The sequence below is a fragment of the Polycladidibacter stylochi genome, assembly GCF_001562055.1.
Lineage (GTDB): Bacteria > Pseudomonadota > Alphaproteobacteria > Rhizobiales > Stappiaceae > Pseudovibrio > Pseudovibrio stylochi.
The window spans coordinates 553238-572987 of sequence record NZ_LLWE01000024.1 but is presented as its reverse complement, the minus strand read 5'-3'; the positions used below and the strand labels follow the sequence as shown (position 1 = coordinate 572987).

Below are 19750 nucleotides of genomic sequence, written 5' to 3'. Positions count from 1 at the left end.
CACTTGGAAATGAATGCTTTTAATCCTGCTTACATTGCTTAGGGTTCAAATGAGCATTTTCTTTTTCATCTGAATTGTTCACTTGCCTTTCATAGCCTCATATGCAGCTAGTGCAGCCTTTCGTGACGCCGCTAAATCTATCATAGGTTTAGGATAGTTCTCCCCGAGCAGAACCCCTGCGTTCAATAGTGATTGCTGAGGTGCCTGCCATGGTGCAAATAAGTCATTGCCTGATAACCTTTTCAACTCCGGCAAATATGTCTTTATGTACACACCTTCAGGATCAAATTTTTGCGCTTGCGTTACTGGATTGAATATCCGGAAATAAGGCGCTGCATCCGCCCCGCAACCTGCAACCCATTGCCAACTGGCACTGTTATTTGCCAAATCGGCATCAACAAGTGTTTTCCAAAACCAATTCGCGCCCGCGCGCCAATGCTGCCGCAAGTTTTTTGTTAAATACGACGCCACAATCATACGTACACGATTATGCATAAATCCGGTTTGCCATAGCTCGCGCATACCCGCGTCCACAATAGGAACACCTGTTTCACCGCGTTGCCAACGCTTTATGACCTGTGGATCTTCTTCCCACTCAAACTGGGAGAAATCAGCACGAAAATTCTCTTCTGGCAGCTTATTGTTATGAAACAGAAGGTTATTGGAAAATTCCCGCCAACCGATCTCACTTAAAAAATGGTCGTTATCAGGAGTTGGTTCCTGATTAGCAACTGCCCACCATACTGTGTTCGGCGAGATTTGCCCATGTCTTAAAAAGGGAGAGAGTTTGGATATATGGGGAAGTGAAGGATAGTTGCGCCCATTTTTATAACCGGTAAGACCCTCTTTCAAAAAGGTAAGTAACTGCTTCTCTGCACCTTCTTCACTTACCTGCCAACTTTTAAGCACCCTTTCCTCCCAGCTTTTTCCACTGAGCAACCGGAGTTTGGCAATGCCCGCTTCAGGCATGTTAATCTGAACCAGTTTGCCGGTATCTGCGGTAAGTAAAGGTTTTCTTGGCTGTTTGGCGGTAAGGCAGCCACGGCGATAAAAAGGTGTAAACACCTTATAGGGGCTACCATCGGGCTTGTTGATCTCTTGGGGCCACCATAAAAATGAACTGTTGAGTTGATGGAATTGCACGTTTTGCTCGGCAAGAGCTTCCCGCACCTCCTCATCCTGGCGAATTCGCCATGGCTCACAGCAAAAGCTTGAATAAACCGACGCAACATTATGCTGTGCGCACAGGCTCTGCAGTATCAGCGTGCTATTACCTTTTAAACATAACAATTTACCGTTAAGTGAACTTTCAAGAGCCGTAAGTGCATGATGAAGCCAAAGCCGAGAGGCACCGATATGTTGATGGTCACCGGCGCTCTCATCATCCAAAATATAAACGGCAATGGTTGGTCCGGATGCCAAGGCTTCTCGCAGGGCAGGATTGTCTTTTAAGCGTAGGTCCTGACGAAACCACATAATAGACTTTTCGCTCGCCATTTGCCCTCATTAACATTTGAAGTCTGCATGAAATATATACAAAAGCCTGCAACAACTCCTTAACCAGAGTAATAAAGCGCTTTCACACTCGTGTGCACTTATCCGTCTTCATAAGCGTTCAAACTTATCCACAGACGGAGAGTTCCTATGAAACTCTATAAAAAAACTCAAAATCACTTGAAGATGTATCTTGGTATATGTGTCGGCTTGCTTATATCCGTAGCAATGGCACACGCCAAGGATGCCACTTTACTAACCCCAACAGTATGTCAAAACGTCAACAATCTAACCACAGCAAAATGGCTGCAAGTGACCGCAGATAGCCCTGATATTTTCTATATGGATGAAGGCGGCACCGTGACCAACATTGACAAAAAATCGACTGCAAACTTCGATGAAGCCACGTTCGTTTATGTTATTGGCCATGGCAGCGTCGATAAGCTGGGTGACTGGCCGGGTGCGGTGTTCGGCTCGTACTTGAAAGCTGCCCACCCTAGTAAAATGGACTTTTTATACATTACCTCATGCGAGGCTGCGAACAATGAAGAAGGAACGAAATCCAGTCTGCTGCGCAGCGTCGAAAAGACAATGGCTGATCCAGGCATGTTGCTGATGGGTTTTAAAGGCTGCTCGTTTATGACCACAGACGGCAACCTCGACTTCAATAAAGGAGAGTTGACAGATAACGGCCAGTTTTTACCTGACCAACAGGGAATTCCGAATGAAAACGCAATTATTTCAGCAAATACAGGAGCTTACTGGGATCAAATAAAAGGTACAACCGATAAAGTTGGCAATAGTACCTTGAAGGATTATTGCGAAACCGCCCTTAATAAAGCCGATATGGATGCACTTGTGGAACTTATGACTGCATTTGATAGTGTATACGTTAATGGCGCTGATAGCGTCACTTATCCGCCCCACAATATCTTGCGGCACGCAAGCTTCTGGAAGGCTGTTGGAAAACCCGTAACATGTGGGGGGACAACGCCATGTCCCGATAAAAACTAGGAAAAATGGTGGAGCCTAGCGGGATCGAACCGCTGACCTCTTCGCTGCCAGCGAAGCGCTCTCCCAGCTGAGCTAAGGCCCCTGAAGAAGTACCTACAAATCGCAGGTAGTTCGGGAGTAAAATGGTGGAGCCTAGCGGGATCGAACCGCTGACCTCTTCGCTGCCAGCGAAGCGCTCTCCCAGCTGAGCTAAGGCCCCATTTTTACTTTAGAAGCACAATTCGTCTGAGTTGAACTGTGCTGCTGGAGGCGGAACATAATCGGACCGCCTCCAATGATCAAGTACCTAAAAGCACAAAACTTTCATAGGGCATGAGCCTGTGGAAATTTTAGCTTTCGTCATCCTCACGATGAACAACGATACCCGGGACTGCAGCATCTTCTTCGTCATCTTCTTCCAAGAATACGTCGCTGTCATCGTCACCCAAATCGGTTTCGATGTCATCATCTCCCAGATCAGGAATGTCCTCTGCAGAATCATCATCATCTTCGGCATCTTCCAAAGACACGAGTTCTACATTCGCTGGTGTTGTTGTTTCCAACTCTTCTTCCAGCTCTTCTTTCACAGACTTCGCTGCTTTCGCAGTCTTCACTGTAATTCCAAGGTCATACATTTCGCCGCATTTTGGGCAAATGATTGGATCGCGATCCAAATCGTAATATTTTGCACCGCATCCTGCACAGGTACGCTTGGTGCCCAGTTCCGGTCTTGCCACGGTTCACACCTTCAGTTGCTTCGTTTAACCGCCCCCTTAGCCATAAGTTTGCGGTTCTGTCAAAGTCTAATCAGTAAAAAACTAACGGTAGAGGTACATTCCCCAACTGTTATTAGCAACAGGCTAACAGGGTAAGGGTGACTGTTAGTTTCTATCGTGCTAGGAGGGACTACTTTTTTTCATGCTGCAACCCCGGAATTGACAATGTCCCATAGTTCCTTGCAACAACCGTTAACTTCCCACAAAGGGAAACCTCTTTCAGGAACCATTCGTGTTCCTGGAGATAAATCTATTTCACATCGTTCTTTAATGTTCGGTGCCCTGGCTCTTGGGACAACACGCATCAGCGGGTTGCTCGAATCAGAAGATGTTATTGGTACTGCCAATGCCATGAACGCAGTTGGCGCCAACTGCCAACGCCTTGATGATGGTAGTTGGCGCGTTGACGGTGTGGGCCTCGGTTCACTGCTAGAACCGCAAGCACCAATCGACTTTGGCAATGCCGGCACTGGCGTTCGTTTGTGTATGGGAATATTTGCCTCACACCCGATTTCGGTAATGATGACAGGAGATTCCTCTCTTTCCGGCCGTCCAATGGGACGAGTGCTGAACCCTCTAAGACAAATGGGGACAGCAGTAATTGCCCGCGAGGGAGACCGGCTTCCCGCTGCAATTCGCGGTAACAATGCACCGGCTGCGATAACCTACCGTGTGCCGATGCCATCAGCACAGGTGAAGTCGGCTGTTCTACTTGCCGGACTTAACACACCAGGTACAACAACTGTTATTGAGCCTGTCGCCACTCGCGATCACACAGAAAAAATGCTGCAGGGCTTTGGTGCCGAGCTCAGCGTTGAAATTAACGAAGCTGGCGAACGGGTAATCTCCCTTCAAGGGCAACCAAAGCTTAAAGCCCAAGACGTCATTGTTCCAGGAGACCCGTCTTCGGCCGCGTTCCCTATTGTCGCCGCATTGATTACTCCAGGCTCTGACGTAACTGTGGAAAATGTTTTATTAAATGAACATCGCACAGGATTGTTAACCACGCTCATAGAAATGGGCGGCGATATCACAATCACCAATCGACGTGAAAGTGGTGGTGAAGAAATCGGCGATATTCGTGTACGTACCTCCAATCTAAAGGGGATTATCGTACCTGCCGAGCGCGCACCTTCCATGATTGATGAATACCCAATTCTTGCGGTTGCCGCTGCCTTTGCTGAAGGCGAAACCAAAATGTTGGGCCTTGAGGAATTGCGTGTAAAAGAGTCAGACCGACTGGCCGCTGTGGCACGTGGTCTTGAAGCTAACAACGTACCTTGTGTTGAAGGCGAGGATACTTTGAGTGTGACCGGCCAAGCTCCGCAACTAGGCGGCGGGCGCGTTGTCACCCACCTTGACCATCGTATAGCAATGAGCTTTTTGGTACTTGGGCTTGCCGCGGAAAAACCTGTGGAAATTGATGATGGCGCTCCTATTGCCACCAGCTTTCCAAGCTTTACCAAACTCATGGAACAATTAGGTGGCAAAATAAACTGAAAGGTAGGCAAAGCTAAATGATTATTGCACTTGATGGCCCTGCAGCCTCCGGCAAAGGAACTCTTGCCCGCCAATTGGCTGCACATTTCGGTTTGCGCCATCTGGATACAGGTTTAACTTACCGTGCTGTTGCTGCTGCATTGCTAGCGCGTGGTTTGCCTTTAGGTGACGAAGAAGTTGCTATTGGTGTGGCTAGAAACCTAGATCTTGGCGCCTTGGATAGAAATCAGCTTTCTACTCACGAAATCGGCGAGGCAGCATCGCGAATCGCTGTTTTGTCTGGCTTGCGCCGTGAACTGGTCGAGCTGCAACGGCATTTTGCGCAAAGTGGTAAAGGCGCTGTATTGGATGGCCGCGATATTGGAACCGTGGTGTGCCCGGATGCAACAGCAAAACTTTACATAACAGCGAAACCGGAAGCCCGGGCAAAGCGACGCACAGACGAGCTGAACGGTAAAGGAATTCCTGCAGATTTCGATGAAATTCTCGTTGATTTGAAACGAAGAGATCACCGTGACAGCAACCGCGAAGACTCGCCATTACGTCCTGCCAAAGATGCCCACTTGCTAGATACGACAGAAATGGATATAGAGACGGCGTTCCGTTCGGCTGTGGATATTGTGGAACAAGCGATAAAATAGCATCATTACCTAGCGGAATATGCTGTTAGCTCTTGATCTTCTTAAATGCACAGCCCACATACGAGCCAGCATTTTTAAGTGCACCGCTTCGTCGGCCTGATTTGCATTGCAAAACAGAATAGCAGTATGCAGCTATGCATACTGTCGGGGCGCTTGGAAGAGCTGATTATCAACACTAACCTGTCGACGATGGCCATAAACTTATGGCTCAGGAGATTCTATGGAAAATATGAATACCGCTGCTGAGGATTTTGCATCTCTGTTGGAAGAATCCTTTGCGACTTCCGACGTATACGAAGGTACCGTTGTAAAAGGCACCATCGTTGCCATTGAAAAAGACCTCGCAGTCATCGACGTAGGCCTTAAAGTAGAAGGCCGTGTTCCTATGAAGGAATTCGGTGCAAAAGGTCGCGCTGGTGAATTGGCGGTTGGCGATGAAGTGGAAGTTTACCTTGAGCGCGTTGAAAACGCACTCGGTGAAGCTGTCCTGTCTCGCGATAAAGCACGCCGTGAAGAAAGCTGGGTTCGCCTTGAAGTTGCTTTCGAAGCTGGCGAAAAAGTTACCGGTCAGATCTTCAACCAGGTTAAAGGTGGCTTCACCGTTGATCTGGATGGTGCCGTTGCCTTCTTGCCACGTTCGCAAGTTGACATCCGTCCAGTACGTGACGTGACACCTTTGATGCACAACCCGCAGCCGTTCCAGATTCTGAAAATGGACAAGCGTCGTGGCAACATCGTTGTTTCCCGCCGTACTGTTCTTGAAGAAACACGCGCAGAACAGCGTTCTGAACTGGTTCAAAGCCTTGAAGAAGGTCAAACAGTTGAGGGTGTTGTTAAAAACATCACTGACTATGGTGCGTTCGTTGACCTTGGCGGCATTGACGGTTTGCTTCACGTAACCGACATTGCATGGCGTCGTATCAACCACCCAAGCGAAGTTTTGACAATCGGTCAAAGCGTGAAGGTACAGATTGTTCGCGTCAACCAGGAAACACATCGTATTTCCTTGGGCATGAAGCAACTCGAAACAGATCCATGGTCCGCAATCGAAGCCAAGTACCCATTGGACTCCAAGTTCTCTGGTCGCGTCACCAACATCACCGACTACGGTGCATTTGTTGAGCTGGAGCCAGGCATCGAAGGTTTGATCCACGTTTCTGAAATGTCTTGGACCAAGAAAAACGTTCATCCAGGTAAAATCGTTTCGACTTCTCAAGAAGTTGAAGTGGTTGTTCTGGAAGTTGACGCTTCTAAGCGCCGTATTTCTCTTGGCCTCAAGCAGACCCTTCAGAACCCATGGGAAGCATTCGCTGATAAATACCCAGTGGAAGCTATCGTTGAGGGTGAAGTCAAGAACAAGACTGAATTTGGTCTGTTCATTGGTCTTGAAGGCGATGTTGACGGTATGGTTCACCTGTCCGATCTGGACTGGAACCGTCCTGGCGAACAAGTCATCGAAGAATACAAAAAAGGTGACGTTGTTAAAGCTGTTGTTCTTGACGTTGACGTTGAAAAAGAACGTATCAGCCTTGGCATCAAGCAACTTGCTTCCGATCCATTCGAAGCTGCAGCTGGAGAAGTCCGTAAAGGTGCTATCGTTAACTGTGAAGTTGCTGAAATCAAAGAAAACGGTTTGGAAGTCAAACTGGCTGACAGCGATCTTACTGCATTCATCCGTCGCGCCGACCTTGGTCGTGAGCGTGGTGACCAAGATCCTGCACGCTTCAACGTTGGTGACAAGTTCGAAGCACGCATCACCCAGTTCGACAAGAAAACCCGTCGTGTTGGTGTTTCCATCAAAGCGTTGGAAATTGCCGAAGAAAAAGAAGCAGTGGCACAGTACGGTTCTTCCGAAGCTGGCTCTTCTTTGGGCGACATTCTTGGTGCAGCCCTCAAGGCACGCGACACCGACTAAGATCTTCCTCGCTTACGAGAAAGACAGAAAACCCGGCCACTGGCCGGGTTTTTTATTGACTATTTAAACTATTCGTCAATGAATACTAAATAATAAATTTACTATATCAAACTTCTTCTACTCATCATTTCCAGACATATCCTTTTTTTACTATTTTTAAATCTAGAAAATATACATCTAAACAAGACAGCAATAAGTAAACAAAATATTTTTACTTATTTTGAGCTTTCACCTTCTGCGACCTGCCCGAAGTCGCAGAAAACGGGGTCATATCAGCCGTCCTTGCAGCAATCGGCATTGACCCCTTCGTGCATCAACTATGCCCCTAGTTTGGTGCACCAAGTAAGTAAGATCGCAATCTGCCTTCGTGCTTGATATGCGACGTAACAATAAAAAGTAACTTGGTCCCATCAGACCCCGTCTCGTTCACAGCTCCCCCCACCTCCTGTTGAACGAGACGGTTTTTTTATTGGTCCTGCCGCTTTGACGTTGTGGGCAATATTCTTCACACCATTGAAGTTTATTATTAGCTGTCCTAAGCCTTCAAGAGATACAGTTGAAGGTGTCCTATGAGAAAACCTGCCCTTAAATGCCAAGATATGTCTGAATTACGTCTTCAAATCGATCAGATTGACCGCGAGATAATCGAGACTTTTGCTGAGCGTTTAACATACATTACACGTGCTGCTGAATTAAAACAGGACAATGGGTTGCCCGCGCGTATAGAAGAGCGTGTAGAGGAAGTGGTAGGTAATGTGAAGACACATGCAGGAGAGCTTGGCTTAAACGCGGATTTATTCGAGGCATTTTGGCGACAGCTCGTCGATCAGGCAATTGAACACGAAGAAAGCTTTCTTGGAAAAGACAGCCTAAGAAAGCCGTCAAGCTCATAGCTAACAAACTAATGAGTGCATAGCATAGACCTCTCATTGGGAAAGCTTCTGCGCTTTATAACCTTTACGAAACATACTCTATATAGTTATTTTTTTGAGCTATGAGTTCACCCCCAAGGCACCAAATAATAAATTTATTGCCGTGATTTGCTTCCTAGGCATGGTTTTTAATGGGTTTAGTGTTTATTGTAGGTAGCAATTATTGGTTTTAAAAGGCTTTTCAGGAGTTTACCTACGCATGAGCCTCGATAGTGATGTTATCATTGACCGGCGCCGATTACGGAAGAAGGTTTCTTTCTGGCGCATTTTGTTTTTTATTGTAGCGATTATTGCCCTTGCAAGCCTCGCTTTGGATAAAGCAGGCATTGAGAACTCCCGCCGCGGAGCACACATTGCCCGTATCGAAGTCTTCGGAGTTATATCGCAAGATAAGTACAAACTACGATTACTTAAAAAGCTCGCTACAGATAATAACGTGAAAGCTGTTATTGTGGCTATTAACTCTCCTGGTGGCACCACAACCGGCGGAGAGCGCCTCTACTATGCCCTAAGAGACATTGCCAAGAGAAAACCAGTTGTTGCCTCTATCGGAACTGTTGGGGCTTCTGCAGGCTATATGACTGCTTTGGGTGCAGATCACATTGTTGCCAACTACAACTCTATTACCGGCTCAATTGGTGTGCTGTTCCAATATAGTAACTTTGAGGGCCTCTTAGATAAAGTCGGCGTAAAATTTGATGCAGTCAAAAGCGCCCCTTTAAAGGCTGAGCCAAATTTTTATAGTGAGCCAACACAAGAAGTAAAAGATGTAATCCATAGCCTCATAAACGATTCGTATCAGTGGTTCGTAGGTCTTGTCGCTGAGCGGCGAGCAATGGATAAGAGTCAGGCGCTCTCAGTTGCCAATGGTCAAGTCTACAGTGGTCACCAAGCTTTAGAGCTCGGCCTCGTCGACGAAATTGGCGGTGAAGAAGCTGCAAGGGCTTGGGTTATCGCTAAGTTGAAGCTTGATGATTCAATAAAGGTTATTGATTGGTATCCAGAATCACCTGAAAAAGATTTTCCGTTTTATGCAAAAATAGCGTCACATTTTGGTTTTACCTCTGATTTTCTATTAGGTGATCTGTTACAAACACTAAAAAACTATGCGGAAAGTAGTCTTCCGCTTGACGGTCTTGTTTCAGTTTGGCAGGCTCCGCAAGTAGCCGACCATAGTGTGGACAAGGGGGGAACAAATGATTAAATCTGAGCTGGTTCAAACGATTGCAGATCGAAACCCGCATTTGTATCAAAGAGACGTTGAAAATATCGTCAACGCAATTCTTGATGAAATTACTGAAGCCCTAATGAAAGGCGACCGTGTAGAGCTACGTGGTTTTGGCGCTTTTTCTGTCAAAAATCGCCCAGCACGTATTGGACGTAACCCTCGCACCGGCCAAAAAGTCGATGTCAGCGAGAAGTATGTTCCTTTCTTTAAAACAGGTAAGGAAATGCGTGAGCGGCTCAATGATGGTGTAGATCACGGCGAAGAATAAACTGGAGCATCGCGTGAAAAGGTTTTTAAGGAAATTGCTGCTATTACCTGTAGCAGTACTACTAATTATATTGGCAGTCGCAAATAGACATTCGGTCGATGTGTCCTTGAACCCTTTTCAAAGCGGTGACCAGGCTCTGACTTTTCAAGTACCCATGTTCTGGCTCATCTTCGCAGCTGCCAGTATTGGTATTATTATCGGTGGTCTCGCTTCTTGGAGCAATCAAGGGCGATACCGGCGAGAAGCTAGGGTTCAGCGCAAACAGGCTCAGAAGCTACAACAGGAAAGCGACGAACTACGTACTGTGGTTGTTGCCCAAAATAAGAGCCCTTCCCTACCACAGGCTTAGTTTTCAACCTTAGACGTTAATTATAATTCGCATCACAGTCTATTTATAACTACTGTGATGCGTGAATGCTGACTGTGAAATTATCTAATTCTTTGATTTATAGCTTGGCAAAGTCCAGCCGTAGGCAATAGCGCCAGCCCGTAATATAAACGCGCCCAGGCTGCCGCAGATCGCTGCAACTAACGTTTGCGATGTATAAATTTCCAACACGACGTAAATAAGAGCTCCGGTAAAAGCAGCAGCAAGATAAATTTCTCGCTGCAACAATGCAGATGGCTCGCCGGCGATAACATCCCTTGTAATTCCGCCAAATGTCGCTGAAGAAAGTCCCATCAATACGGCAACAGTACTCGGGTGGCCCAAATCCAAGGCTTTTGCGGCTCCCATGACTGTGTAGGCCGAAATGCCCAATGCATCCAGCCAGCGCAGGGGTTGACCCCACTGCTCAACCCACTCGGCACAAAACCACATAAAAACGGCTGCAGCGGCGCAAACAAGCAAATAATCACCATTAACAACCCAAAAAACTGGGGCATCCAAGATTAAATCCCTAAGGGTTCCTCCACCCATACCAGTTACAACACTAAAAAAAAGAAATGCTATAAAATCCTGTCGTAAACGGGCAGCGACCAAACCGCCAGTAATTGCAAAAATGGCGACGCCAAGAAAATCGAGATATTGCCAAATCTGTGTTGTCATCAGCTTACTCTATAGCTTTCCAAAAACTTCCGCGAGCCCGCGCTTTATCACGAAGCTGCGCCTTACCCAACTGTATTTTCCAATAATTTATGATCTCCATCAGTGCTAGAGATGCCATTTCCAATAAAAAAGCAGAAACACTCTTAAAAGTGTTCCTGCCCTGTAGCATTAGGAGCCGTGAAACAGCACCTACTAAATAATTTTGCGTTCTAAGCGATAGAGCTTAAGCTTGCTTATCCAAGTTATCACCAGGTGCGCCTTTAGCATCTGTTGCCATAACTTTAGGGCCACCTTTGGATACGCCAACCATTGCAGGGCGCAAAACACGGTCTGCAATAACATATCCTGCCTGCACCACTTGCACGACAGTGTTATTTGGAACTTCAGTATTCGGCACTTCGAACATTGCCTGATGGAAATGGGGATCAAACTTCTCACCCTCAGGGCTCAGCCTTTTCACCCCATGCTTCTCAAGCTGGTTGTGCATCTCGCGCTCAACCATTTCAACGCCTTCAACAAGAGACTTCATGCCGGTGAGTTCATCAGCACGTTGATCTTCCGGAACAGCTTCAATAGCGCGCTCCAGGTTATCGTTAATCACCAGCATGTCACGTGCAAAACTGGCTACCGAATAGCTTTTGGCGTCGCGAACCTCTTTTTCGGTGCGGCGGCGTAGATTTTCCATCTCGGCCATAGTACGCAACAGGCGATCTTTTAGTTCAGCGTTTTCTGCCTGAAGCGTCTCGACAGTCGGGCCTTTTGCATCATCTTCTTGCGTTTGCTCGTCAGCGCTTACTTCCGGCGCTTCATTTGCAACATCCTGATATGCTTTAGCTGCTGGAGTTTCTTCAGTTTCAGTGCTGTTGTTTTCCTCTTGCATGGTCATCCTATCAATTCAGTGTCGTAGCTGGCCAGTTCATTAAAGCAGATAGACCGTACCAACTTTTTTCTCCGCTTCTATTTAGGATGTTCGGAGCAAAAACAAAAGACCTCCGACAACATTGCTGCCGGAGTTCTTGCTTTTTCCATTCCCAAATCGTCTTAGGGGAATGTTTTAGGCGTTTTGCTTAATCCATTCCGCAATTTTGCCCTTTGGCTGTGCGCCAACCATAGTGGCTGCAGCTTCACCATTTTTGAACAAAATCATTGTTGGAATTGAACGCACACCGTAATTCATTGCACTTTGCTGGTTGGAATCAATATCAACCTTTGCAATTTTTACAGCACCTGACATTTCTTCGGAGATTTCTTCCAGTGCTGGTGCAATCATTTTACAAGGACCACACCATTCAGCCCAAAAATCCACTAGTACAGGTGTAGAGCTGCCCAGAACCTCACTTTGGAAGTTCTCATCGCTTACTTTAACTGTGGCCATTGTTTTGCCTCGCATATTCTTTTGTGTCTGCTTCCTAGCTGAGCTCAGTGTTAAAAACCAACGCTCCGTTCGTCAAGCAAACCATTTCCAATAATTGCCTAGAAGCTAAAACGATCCAGACGTTCATTTGGAATCTCAAAAAGACTCGGTCCGGCTGTGTACAACAAGAGTGCCCTTATGGTCCAGCCCGGATATATTTGTTTTAGCAGTTCCTTATATATAGCAAGCTGGGCTACATAGTCATCACTTATTTCGTCTAGAGTGGATGGCACATAAAAATTGGTTTTGTAATCAAGGATAAATAGCTCATTTTCGAGTACAAGTAGCCTATCTACAACACCAAATACCTCCAGCGGCTTGCCATCTTGCCCTGTTAATATTCCTTGTATCGCCACCTCCGCCCTGGCTTTTTGCGAAAATAAATTATGCGCTATGGGAGTTTCCAAGGTATTCAGAACTGCTCTCTTAATATCGAGCTTGTACTTTATAAATTCTTGCGGAAGCTCGCTCGCCAAATAACGCTCAATAGCCTCCTCCCATTCCTCACTTGGCATGTCCGGTAGTATTTCTAGAAGACGGTGCGTAAGTTGACCGCGAACAAGCGGCCAGTTTTCTGGCTTTCTTGCAATTGCGAGGGCATCAATGGCTTGTGGAGACGTTTTTTCCGTTTTGATATCCACCTCTTCGATAGCCCCGGAAGGGCGCAGGCGACGTGGTTTGACAGGTGCTTTTAACGGCTCCATACACCACTTTGGCAAGATCATAGGCGTCTCTACTTTTTTATTCTCTTGAACACCTAAAGATGGCTCTGGCTTTTCTGAACCACCCACAGTCCAGTGCCATGCCACAATATCACCACGCGCATTTTTCTGCTCTCTTAACTCTGCCAAGAGACCATTGTAAACCAGTTGATACCAGCAATCTGCTGCAGCCCCACTTTTGGGTTGCCAACCACACACAACAAGCCGGTCTTTCGCCCGCGTCAATGCCACATATAACAAGCGGCGATACTCTTCACGCTCTGCATCATGGAGTTTTTCAAGTGCGTCTTTATGCCAGCCAGTCTGGTTCTCCTTTGCTGGCAACCAAACAAGCGAAGGAGCGGCAACAGACTTTTGGGCACGTTCTTTCTCCAGCACAACCGGGTTATGTTGGCTGGAAACGGGTTTGGCACAACTATCAACCAAAATTACGAAGGGGGCTTCCAAGCCCTTTGAACCATGAACAGTCATGATCCGCACTTGCCCCGTAACTGCATTTAGCTCGCGCTTAATTTGTGTTGGTGCTTGTTCAAGCCAGTTTATGAAACCTTCAAGACCTTGTATGCCGTTTTGTTCGCAGCTGATGGTGAGCGATAAAAATTCATCCAACACATCATCGACTTCGGTCCCCATCCTTTCACGAAATTTCAACCGGAATCCATCAGCACCCAATATTCTGGCATAAAACTCAAAGGGTGGCACAAAGTCCGCACGGTCACGCCATTGCTCGAGCCGTGCCCGGACTTGTTGCCACTTGCTCATGGCTGGCAGCTCACCTGTCTCTGACTTCTTCAAAAGCATATGCCATAGAGTCCCCGGTCTTGGACGCCCCGGCTCTTCATGCGCGATTTCAAACAGATCGTTGTCGTCCAACCCGAACAATGGGCTTTTGAGCACACATGCCAACGACAAATCATCCTCTGGCAACAGTATGAAGCGCGCTAAGGCTGTTAGATCTTTCACCGCTATATGGTCAGATAAAACCAACCTGTCAGCCCCGGCTACAGGAATTGATTGACGTTTCAATTCGCGGTTTAACGCTTCAACAAATGGGCCGCGTTTGCGAGTCAAAACCAACACATCTCCAGGCGAAGCTACGCCGCGCTTTGACCAGTCCTTTATTTGCTCTGCAATGCGCATTGCAACTTTAATCATAGGGTTGGATGTGCCAATCCGGTCGATAGGCTGGGTCCAATCTTCAGGCTCTTCAATTTGCGGCGCTTCCACCAATGGCCATATTTCAACAAGGCCCGCATCATGACGACGAATTGCCTCGTGGACCGGAGCAATATTATCCTGTGACAACCCCTTGTAAGTGTCGGGACTGGCAAAAACCTTATCCACGGCCCCAAGTACTTCAGGAGTGGAGCGAAATGACAGATTTAATTCAAGCCCCTCAAATGCATTTCCTGAGTTTTGCGCTTTTTGAGCAAAGTATTGACGCATATAAGCGAAATAAGCCGGAACAGCCCCTTGAAAGGAGTAGATAGACTGCTTTTCATCACCAACAGCAAAGATAGTACGCACTGTTTCGCTTGCGCCTGAGCCGACAAAGAACTCTTCTGCGAGCACACCAATAACCTGCCACTGGCGCGGACTCGTGTCTTGTGCTTCATCCACCAGAATATGATCAAGACCACGATCCAGCTTGTACTGAACCCATTGCGCAGCCTCACTGCGTGCAAGAAGGCTTGCACAGCGTACAACCAAATCTTCAAAATCCAAAAAACCACGGCGTGATTTTTCATTTTCGTAAAAGTCCAGTACAGCCTCTGAAAGGCGGAGTATGGCCTCGGTCCCTTGTAATGTTATCAAGGCACGTTGGCGCTCTAGAAGAGACAAAAGCCTTTGCTGCTCGTTTTCAAGCGCTTCAACAACATCCGGGTACGAGGTCTTTACTTTTTTTGTCGCCAGCGACTTACGGGCTTCAAGCTTACCTGTCAAAAAAATTGGTAACCAAACCGCCCGCCATCCTTGGTTATCTGTCGCTTGAAACGCCCTTGCAATTTTATCGGCACGTTCACAATCGGTTTTCGTGCCGCAACGCAGTGCTTCCGCATACGAAAGAGCTGTATTGGCATCAAAAAGACAATTTGAACGTAGCTCGTCTTCAAGGGAAGATAGGCTTTCTTGTTTCGCAATTCCAAAATCGCGTTGTAATGCATCTAAGGCTGCATCAAGTGAGCCTTCATCACCAACCCATTGTCGGATTTTATCACGTTTGCCGATAAGTTCGCCCAGCGCTTTATCAACACCACTATCAGGTAGCAGTGAGATTAAACGCGCCAACGCTTGTCCCAGTTGTGTCTCTGGTTCACTTTCTGCTTTACGTAAAACAAAATCGCGTGCTTGCTGTAAGAGTTCAGCTGTCGTTCTGTCATCAAGAACAGAGAAGTGGCCAGCCACATTTGCCTCGAGTGGAAACTGGTGCAGGATTGATTCACAAAAAGCATGAATTGTTTGGATTTTTAATCCACCTGGTGTCTCCAGTGCTTTTGCAAATAATCGCCTTGCTCTTTTTATCTGCTTTTCGCTCGGCGATTGACCTTCAATTTGCTCTAACTCCTTAGCGAGCGCTGCATCATCCATGCTGGTCCAGCTTGAGAGCACATCAAATACGCGCGTAGCCATTTCTGACGCTGCCGCCTTGGTAAATGTAAGGCATAAAATTTTGGCGGGGTTCGTACCAGCCAAGAGCAACCGAACAACACGACGTGAAAGCACAAATGTTTTGCCGGAACCTGCATTTGCACTTACCCAAGCCGAATTTTCAGGGTGTGCAGCCTTTTGTTGGCTATCTAGTGTTTTGCTTGGTATTTCCATTAGTTTTCGTCCCCTGCAACACCAAGTGACCACTCGTCCACACGTGCCAAATGATCATAGCCGCCTGCCCATTGGCGTTCTTGCAAGACCCTTGCTCGCGACAAATAGCCTTTATTGGGGTTTTCATAGGCAGCAACCAGTTTTTCCAAACGCTGCCAAGCTTCTTCTGCCAACTCATCAATGCTGGTATCTTTGGGTGTTCGCCGCTCAAGCTTAACCGGCTCTTTGCTCCCGTTGAGATGAATATAAATGAGGTCCTTCATTGGCAAGCTGGCAGGTAGATCGGCAAATGCTCCTCGCCTTATCATTGCCACTTCCAAAGGCAATTGCGGAGCAAATAATGTTTGCACCTGCTTTAGGGTTGGTGGCTGACCCGTTTTATAATCAATCACTGTCAACATTTGATCTTTTAGCAAATCAATGCGATCAGCTCTTCCTGTCAACAAAAACTCGTAGCCCGGCCTTTGCATTGCAGCAGTGCCGTATGTTTCTAAAAAGCGATCATAAATCTGCGGTGACCAATCGGCCTCTTTGGTAACGAACGCCGCAGCAATACGCTCAAAACGCGGCCACCAGAGCGCACGAATTGCCGGGAAAGCATCTAACGGGGCAAACAAACGACGCCCATGATCCAACAAACCGGCGACGGCTTTTTTATCAAAAGGGCCTTCAAACCATTCATCAAGAAAACGGGCCAAGGCTTCGTGTATTATTGTCCCTTTATCAGCTGCGTTGGGTTCACCGCCTATCGGGTCAACCTCGTCTAGGCGCAGCACTTTCTTTGCATATATTTCGTAGGGATCGCGTATCAGCGTCTCAACCTGCGTGACCGAGAGCTGGCGCGGCCTTGCGATAACCGCAGGTTTGGGCTCTGGCCGTCCAGCCGGTTTGGTTTGGGTCGGGGCGCGGTCGATTACATCACTGAGCTGCACATAGTTCATTCCACGCGCCAGCATATCATTAACACACGCCTGACCTGCGAGCGTGTTGATACGATTTAACCAGCGCGAAGCAACAGTTGGCGCACCATCCACACGTTGGGAGCGGGAAAGGACCACTTCTTTTGCCCCGATATTCCAAAGGAAATCATGGGCAGCAGTCCCAATTTTCCGCTCTGGCGGATCAAGGCCAATTTGCCCTTTCATGGGCCGGTTGAGCCAGGGGTCATTTCTTGTCTTTTGTGGCCAAGTACCTTCATTCAGCCCCCCCAGAACCACAAAATCATAATGTTGTAAGCGCGCTTCCATCGGTCCTAAAAGGTGTATGCGCGGGTCTGCCGGCAAGCGTGAGCGTACAGCTTGACCAGCAATTAACGCTTGAAAGACACCTGGCCAGTCTTCTGCAGGAATTTGTAGGCCAACGTCGTCAGCCTCTAGCAAACTCGCCAGTGTGGTGGCCAACGCCTCGCCATTTTCTCCTTTAAACAGTTCCGACTGGCTTCCATCAGGTTCTTGCGCAACTGCAAGTGTTGCCTCTACGTGGGCCCGAATTAGCTTTTCTACCGGTATATCGCCGCTTTCCATGAGCAACTGTTCCAGCGGTGCTAAAGCGGCCTCTAACCTATCTACCAGTTGGTCGATAGCCTGCCAGTCTTCATCAACCACTTTCTTCCACCTAGGCACCCTAGCATCTTGCTGAAGCAAACGCGCCGAGCGCACCGCTTCTTTCAAGCCAGAGATCCCCTGTCGCGGCTGCGGACCACGCAATACGCCACGCTCCAGTGCTCTTGCACTTGCCCGTATCTCTTTAAGTTCAAAGCCAAGCCGCGTAAGTGGGTGTTTTAATAGAGATAGAAGACTTACAGGCTCCAAACCATGTAACGCCAGCCGGGCTGTCAGCTCACAAAGCACCATTGGGGGCGTTCGCTCCAAAGGACGGCCTGCGGTATCATCTACGCTGATTTGCCACCGCGTCAAATCGGCAGCCACACGGCGGGCCAATGTTCTGTCCGGTGATACAAGGGCGCATGATTTTCCCTCTTCGACAGCTTCCCTCAAGCAAAGAGCGATAGCAAGTGCTTCTTGCGATTGCGTTTTGGCAACAATCTGCTTCACATTTTTAAAAGCAAATGCACGCTCTTGTGCAAGTTGTGAGGTAAAAAATTCTTGCCACTGCTCTGTTGTGTCAGCAGGCCTTAGAGCTTCATTCACAATTGCAAGACGGGTGACTTGCTCTTTTGTCGTTTGCCCCTGCCCCAACGGGGGTATTTGCTCACGTTTAACACCAAGAGACGCTAATAGGGCACTCAGGCTATATTGCGGATGGCCTGATATCTTCCTGCTGTTTTGCTGGCTAGCTAACAGTTGCCAACTCAGCTCATCCATATCATGATCCAGCCCAGGCAATATCAACGCGCCTTGCTCAAGGGTGAGTACGGTCTTTATAAGTTCTGCAGTGGCAGGAAACGACCCTGTAGCACCTGCGATGATTACCGGCCCTTCAGGTGGGTCCATAACGAGCTGTTTGGCTTCACGGCGAATAAGTTGCGAGCGCCGCTCTTTGGGGTCCATTTGCCCCATAGCTTTCAAAAACTCCGGCCATTTCTTGGTAACGATTTGCAGAAATTCCAATGTCATTTGCCAATAGGCTGCATGATCTTCAGGCACCAACCCTGTTAGCTTCTCCCAGTCGGCCTCTTCAGTCTGCACTTCATCCATAAGGTTTAACAGGTCCGCAGCCAACCATGCAGCATCTGCAGCCGATGCGGGAATAGCAGAGGTAAACTCTTCTTTATCGCCTTTTAACAGCTGTGCTCTGATATTGCCCTTAAAAGCCCATACAAGGCGCGTCATAGCCATTTTCCGGTCCATTGCAGCCATAGCAGGCGGCAATTTAAGGCCATCAGGCTTGCCTCTTATGAGTTGGATATCTTCTTCCACATCACCAAGCGGCCGAATAGAGGGCAACAAAACCGCCTGCCCCCCCAAGAGCTGGCGCAAGACATCAGGCAGAACACGCGCAGCACGCCTTGTGGGTACATATATTGTTACATTTGCAAGCGATAGCGGGTCATTATCCCACTTAAAGTTAGGTACCAGTTCGCCATCAAGCAAAGCCTTGAGCACACTCGGTAGAAACGGAACATCCGGAGAAACAGAAAAAATATTTGCAACTGACACCAAAACCTCCACCCCTGCAAACTGGTGGTTCTGTTATGCCTAGAGGCCCTGTGGGAATGCAAGTTATAATAGGCCTGTTTATCGCTAGCAGGCCTATTTAATATCAAGCCGCGCTTAAGGTAATCGCACGCTCTGCTTCTTCAAGGCCCTCTGGGGTCCCCACATGAAGCCAGGTTCCATCACCTTCCACCCCATAAAGGCGTTTTTTGGCTTCAGCCTGATCGAATACCTGCTTCAAGGAAAAGCCACCATCAGGCGTGTTTGCAAACAATTCGGGCTTCATTATTGCAATCCCGGAGTATATGTAGGGCGCAACTGCCCGTTCATCACGACTGGTGAGCCCCCCTTGCTTATCAAGCTCATAATCACCGCGGCCTTCATAACCAACAGCATCAACCGCCGCTGCCATAAGCAAAAGCACATCCATATATTCGGGCTTCCATGCTTCAAACAGCGCTGTCAGATTTGGCTTCACCCCTTCCAACCAGAAACTGTCTGAATTCATAACCACAAAGGGCTCCTGCCCAAGTTGCGGGAGCGCTTTTTTTATACCACCGCCCGTTTCCAACAGCTCGTCGCGCTCATCGGATATTTCAATTTTTATGCCAGTGGCCTTGCTTGCGTGAATCTCAACTAAATCTGCTAGATAATGCACGTTTACAACACACTTTTTTATCTGCGCTTCTTTCAGGGTATCAATAGCTCTTTGTAGCATTGATTTTCCAGCAACATTAATAAGCGGCTTTGGCGTTGTGGCCGTCAACGGGCGCATTCGCTTTCCATAGCCTGCAGAAAGGACAATTGCAGCCTGAGGGTGTTGAGAGCCTTTAGATTTCATCAATCGTTTTCCATTCCTAATAAACTTTAGCGGGCACAG

Annotated in this window: 16 protein-coding genes and 2 tRNA genes; 8 read left to right on the top strand and 10 right to left on the bottom strand. The window is 47.7% G+C overall.

Translation table 11 applies throughout. The features are described from left to right. Positions 1-78: 78 nt before the first annotated feature. Positions 79-1497 (bottom strand): cryptochrome/photolyase family protein, encoded by a 1419-nt coding sequence (locus AYK67_RS09010; RefSeq protein ID WP_068085157.1) that lies wholly within the window; start codon positions 1495-1497, stop codon positions 79-81. 147 nt (positions 1498-1644) lie between these two features. On the opposite strand from AYK67_RS09010, the gene AYK67_RS09005 reads away from it, so the two are divergent. Beyond that, positions 1645-2508: a hypothetical protein gene (locus AYK67_RS09005; protein ID WP_068085153.1), complete on the top strand. Its 864-nt coding sequence runs from the start codon at positions 1645-1647 to the stop codon at positions 2506-2508. A 6-nt stretch (positions 2509-2514) separates the two neighbouring features. On the opposite strand, the gene AYK67_RS09000 is transcribed toward AYK67_RS09005, so the two are convergent. From AYK67_RS09000 to AYK67_RS08990, 3 genes are all read right to left on the bottom strand, one after another. Continuing rightward, positions 2515-2590: transfer RNA gene (locus AYK67_RS09000), tRNA-Ala, on the bottom strand. A gap of 41 nt (positions 2591-2631) precedes the next feature. Next, positions 2632-2707: transfer RNA gene (locus tag AYK67_RS08995), tRNA-Ala, on the bottom strand. A gap of 130 nt (positions 2708-2837) precedes the next feature. After that, positions 2838-3224, bottom strand: coding sequence for a TIGR02300 family protein (locus AYK67_RS08990; RefSeq protein WP_068085151.1), 387 nt, complete (start codon positions 3222-3224; stop codon positions 2838-2840). Between the two features lie 204 nt (positions 3225-3428). Here AYK67_RS08990 and aroA point away from each other — a divergent pair, with 204 nt between their 5' ends. From aroA to AYK67_RS08955, 7 genes are all read left to right on the top strand, one after another. Continuing rightward, complete coding sequence (gene aroA / locus AYK67_RS08985; RefSeq protein WP_068085148.1) at positions 3429-4763, top strand: 3-phosphoshikimate 1-carboxyvinyltransferase; 1335 nt, start codon at positions 3429-3431, stop codon at positions 4761-4763. A 17-nt stretch (positions 4764-4780) separates the two neighbouring features. Beyond that, a complete protein-coding gene (gene cmk / locus AYK67_RS08980) occupies positions 4781-5404 on the top strand; it encodes a (d)CMP kinase (protein ID WP_068085145.1) in 624 nt (207 codons plus the stop codon). A gap of 220 nt (positions 5405-5624) precedes the next feature. Beyond that, complete coding sequence (gene rpsA, locus AYK67_RS08975) at positions 5625-7319, top strand: 30S ribosomal protein S1 (protein ID WP_068085142.1); 1695 nt, start codon at positions 5625-5627, stop codon at positions 7317-7319. Positions 7320-7888: 569 nt separating this feature from the next. Beyond that, positions 7889-8212, top strand: coding sequence for a chorismate mutase (locus AYK67_RS08970; protein ID WP_068085139.1), 324 nt, complete (start codon positions 7889-7891; stop codon positions 8210-8212). A gap of 238 nt (positions 8213-8450) precedes the next feature. Further along, on the top strand, positions 8451-9455 hold the full coding sequence (gene sppA / locus AYK67_RS08965; protein ID WP_068085137.1) for a signal peptide peptidase SppA: 1005 nt from the start codon (positions 8451-8453) through the stop codon (positions 9453-9455). After that, on the top strand, positions 9448-9747 hold the full coding sequence (locus tag AYK67_RS08960; protein ID WP_068085134.1) for an integration host factor subunit beta: 300 nt from the start codon (positions 9448-9450) through the stop codon (positions 9745-9747). The genes sppA and AYK67_RS08960 overlap by 8 nt, the downstream gene beginning before the upstream one ends. Before the next feature lie 13 nt (positions 9748-9760). Continuing rightward, entirely contained in the window at positions 9761-10096 is a 336-nt protein-coding gene (locus AYK67_RS08955) for a lipopolysaccharide assembly protein LapA domain-containing protein (protein WP_068085131.1), read from the top strand. A gap of 84 nt (positions 10097-10180) precedes the next feature. On the opposite strand, the gene AYK67_RS08950 is transcribed toward AYK67_RS08955, so the two are convergent. From AYK67_RS08950 to AYK67_RS08925, 6 genes are all read right to left on the bottom strand, one after another. Next, positions 10181-10795 (bottom strand): trimeric intracellular cation channel family protein, encoded by a 615-nt coding sequence (locus AYK67_RS08950; RefSeq protein ID WP_068085127.1) that lies wholly within the window; start codon positions 10793-10795, stop codon positions 10181-10183. 223 nt (positions 10796-11018) lie between these two features. Then, positions 11019-11675, bottom strand: coding sequence for a nucleotide exchange factor GrpE (gene grpE, locus AYK67_RS08945; protein ID WP_173645106.1), 657 nt, complete (start codon positions 11673-11675; stop codon positions 11019-11021). Between the two features lie 174 nt (positions 11676-11849). Beyond that, positions 11850-12218: a thioredoxin gene (gene trxA / locus AYK67_RS08940; protein ID WP_274533523.1), complete on the bottom strand. Its 369-nt coding sequence runs from the start codon at positions 12216-12218 to the stop codon at positions 11850-11852. 50 nt (positions 12219-12268) lie between these two features. Continuing rightward, positions 12269-15754 (bottom strand): double-strand break repair helicase AddA, encoded by a 3486-nt coding sequence (addA, locus tag AYK67_RS08935; protein ID WP_068085121.1) that lies wholly within the window; start codon positions 15752-15754, stop codon positions 12269-12271. Further along, positions 15754-18873 (bottom strand): double-strand break repair protein AddB, encoded by a 3120-nt coding sequence (gene addB, locus AYK67_RS08930; RefSeq protein WP_208976243.1) that lies wholly within the window; start codon positions 18871-18873, stop codon positions 15754-15756. The genes addA and addB overlap by 1 nt, the downstream gene beginning before the upstream one ends. A gap of 103 nt (positions 18874-18976) precedes the next feature. Then, entirely contained in the window at positions 18977-19711 is a 735-nt protein-coding gene (locus AYK67_RS08925; RefSeq protein WP_068085118.1) for a nucleotidyltransferase family protein, read from the bottom strand. Positions 19712-19750 lie beyond the last annotated feature (39 nt).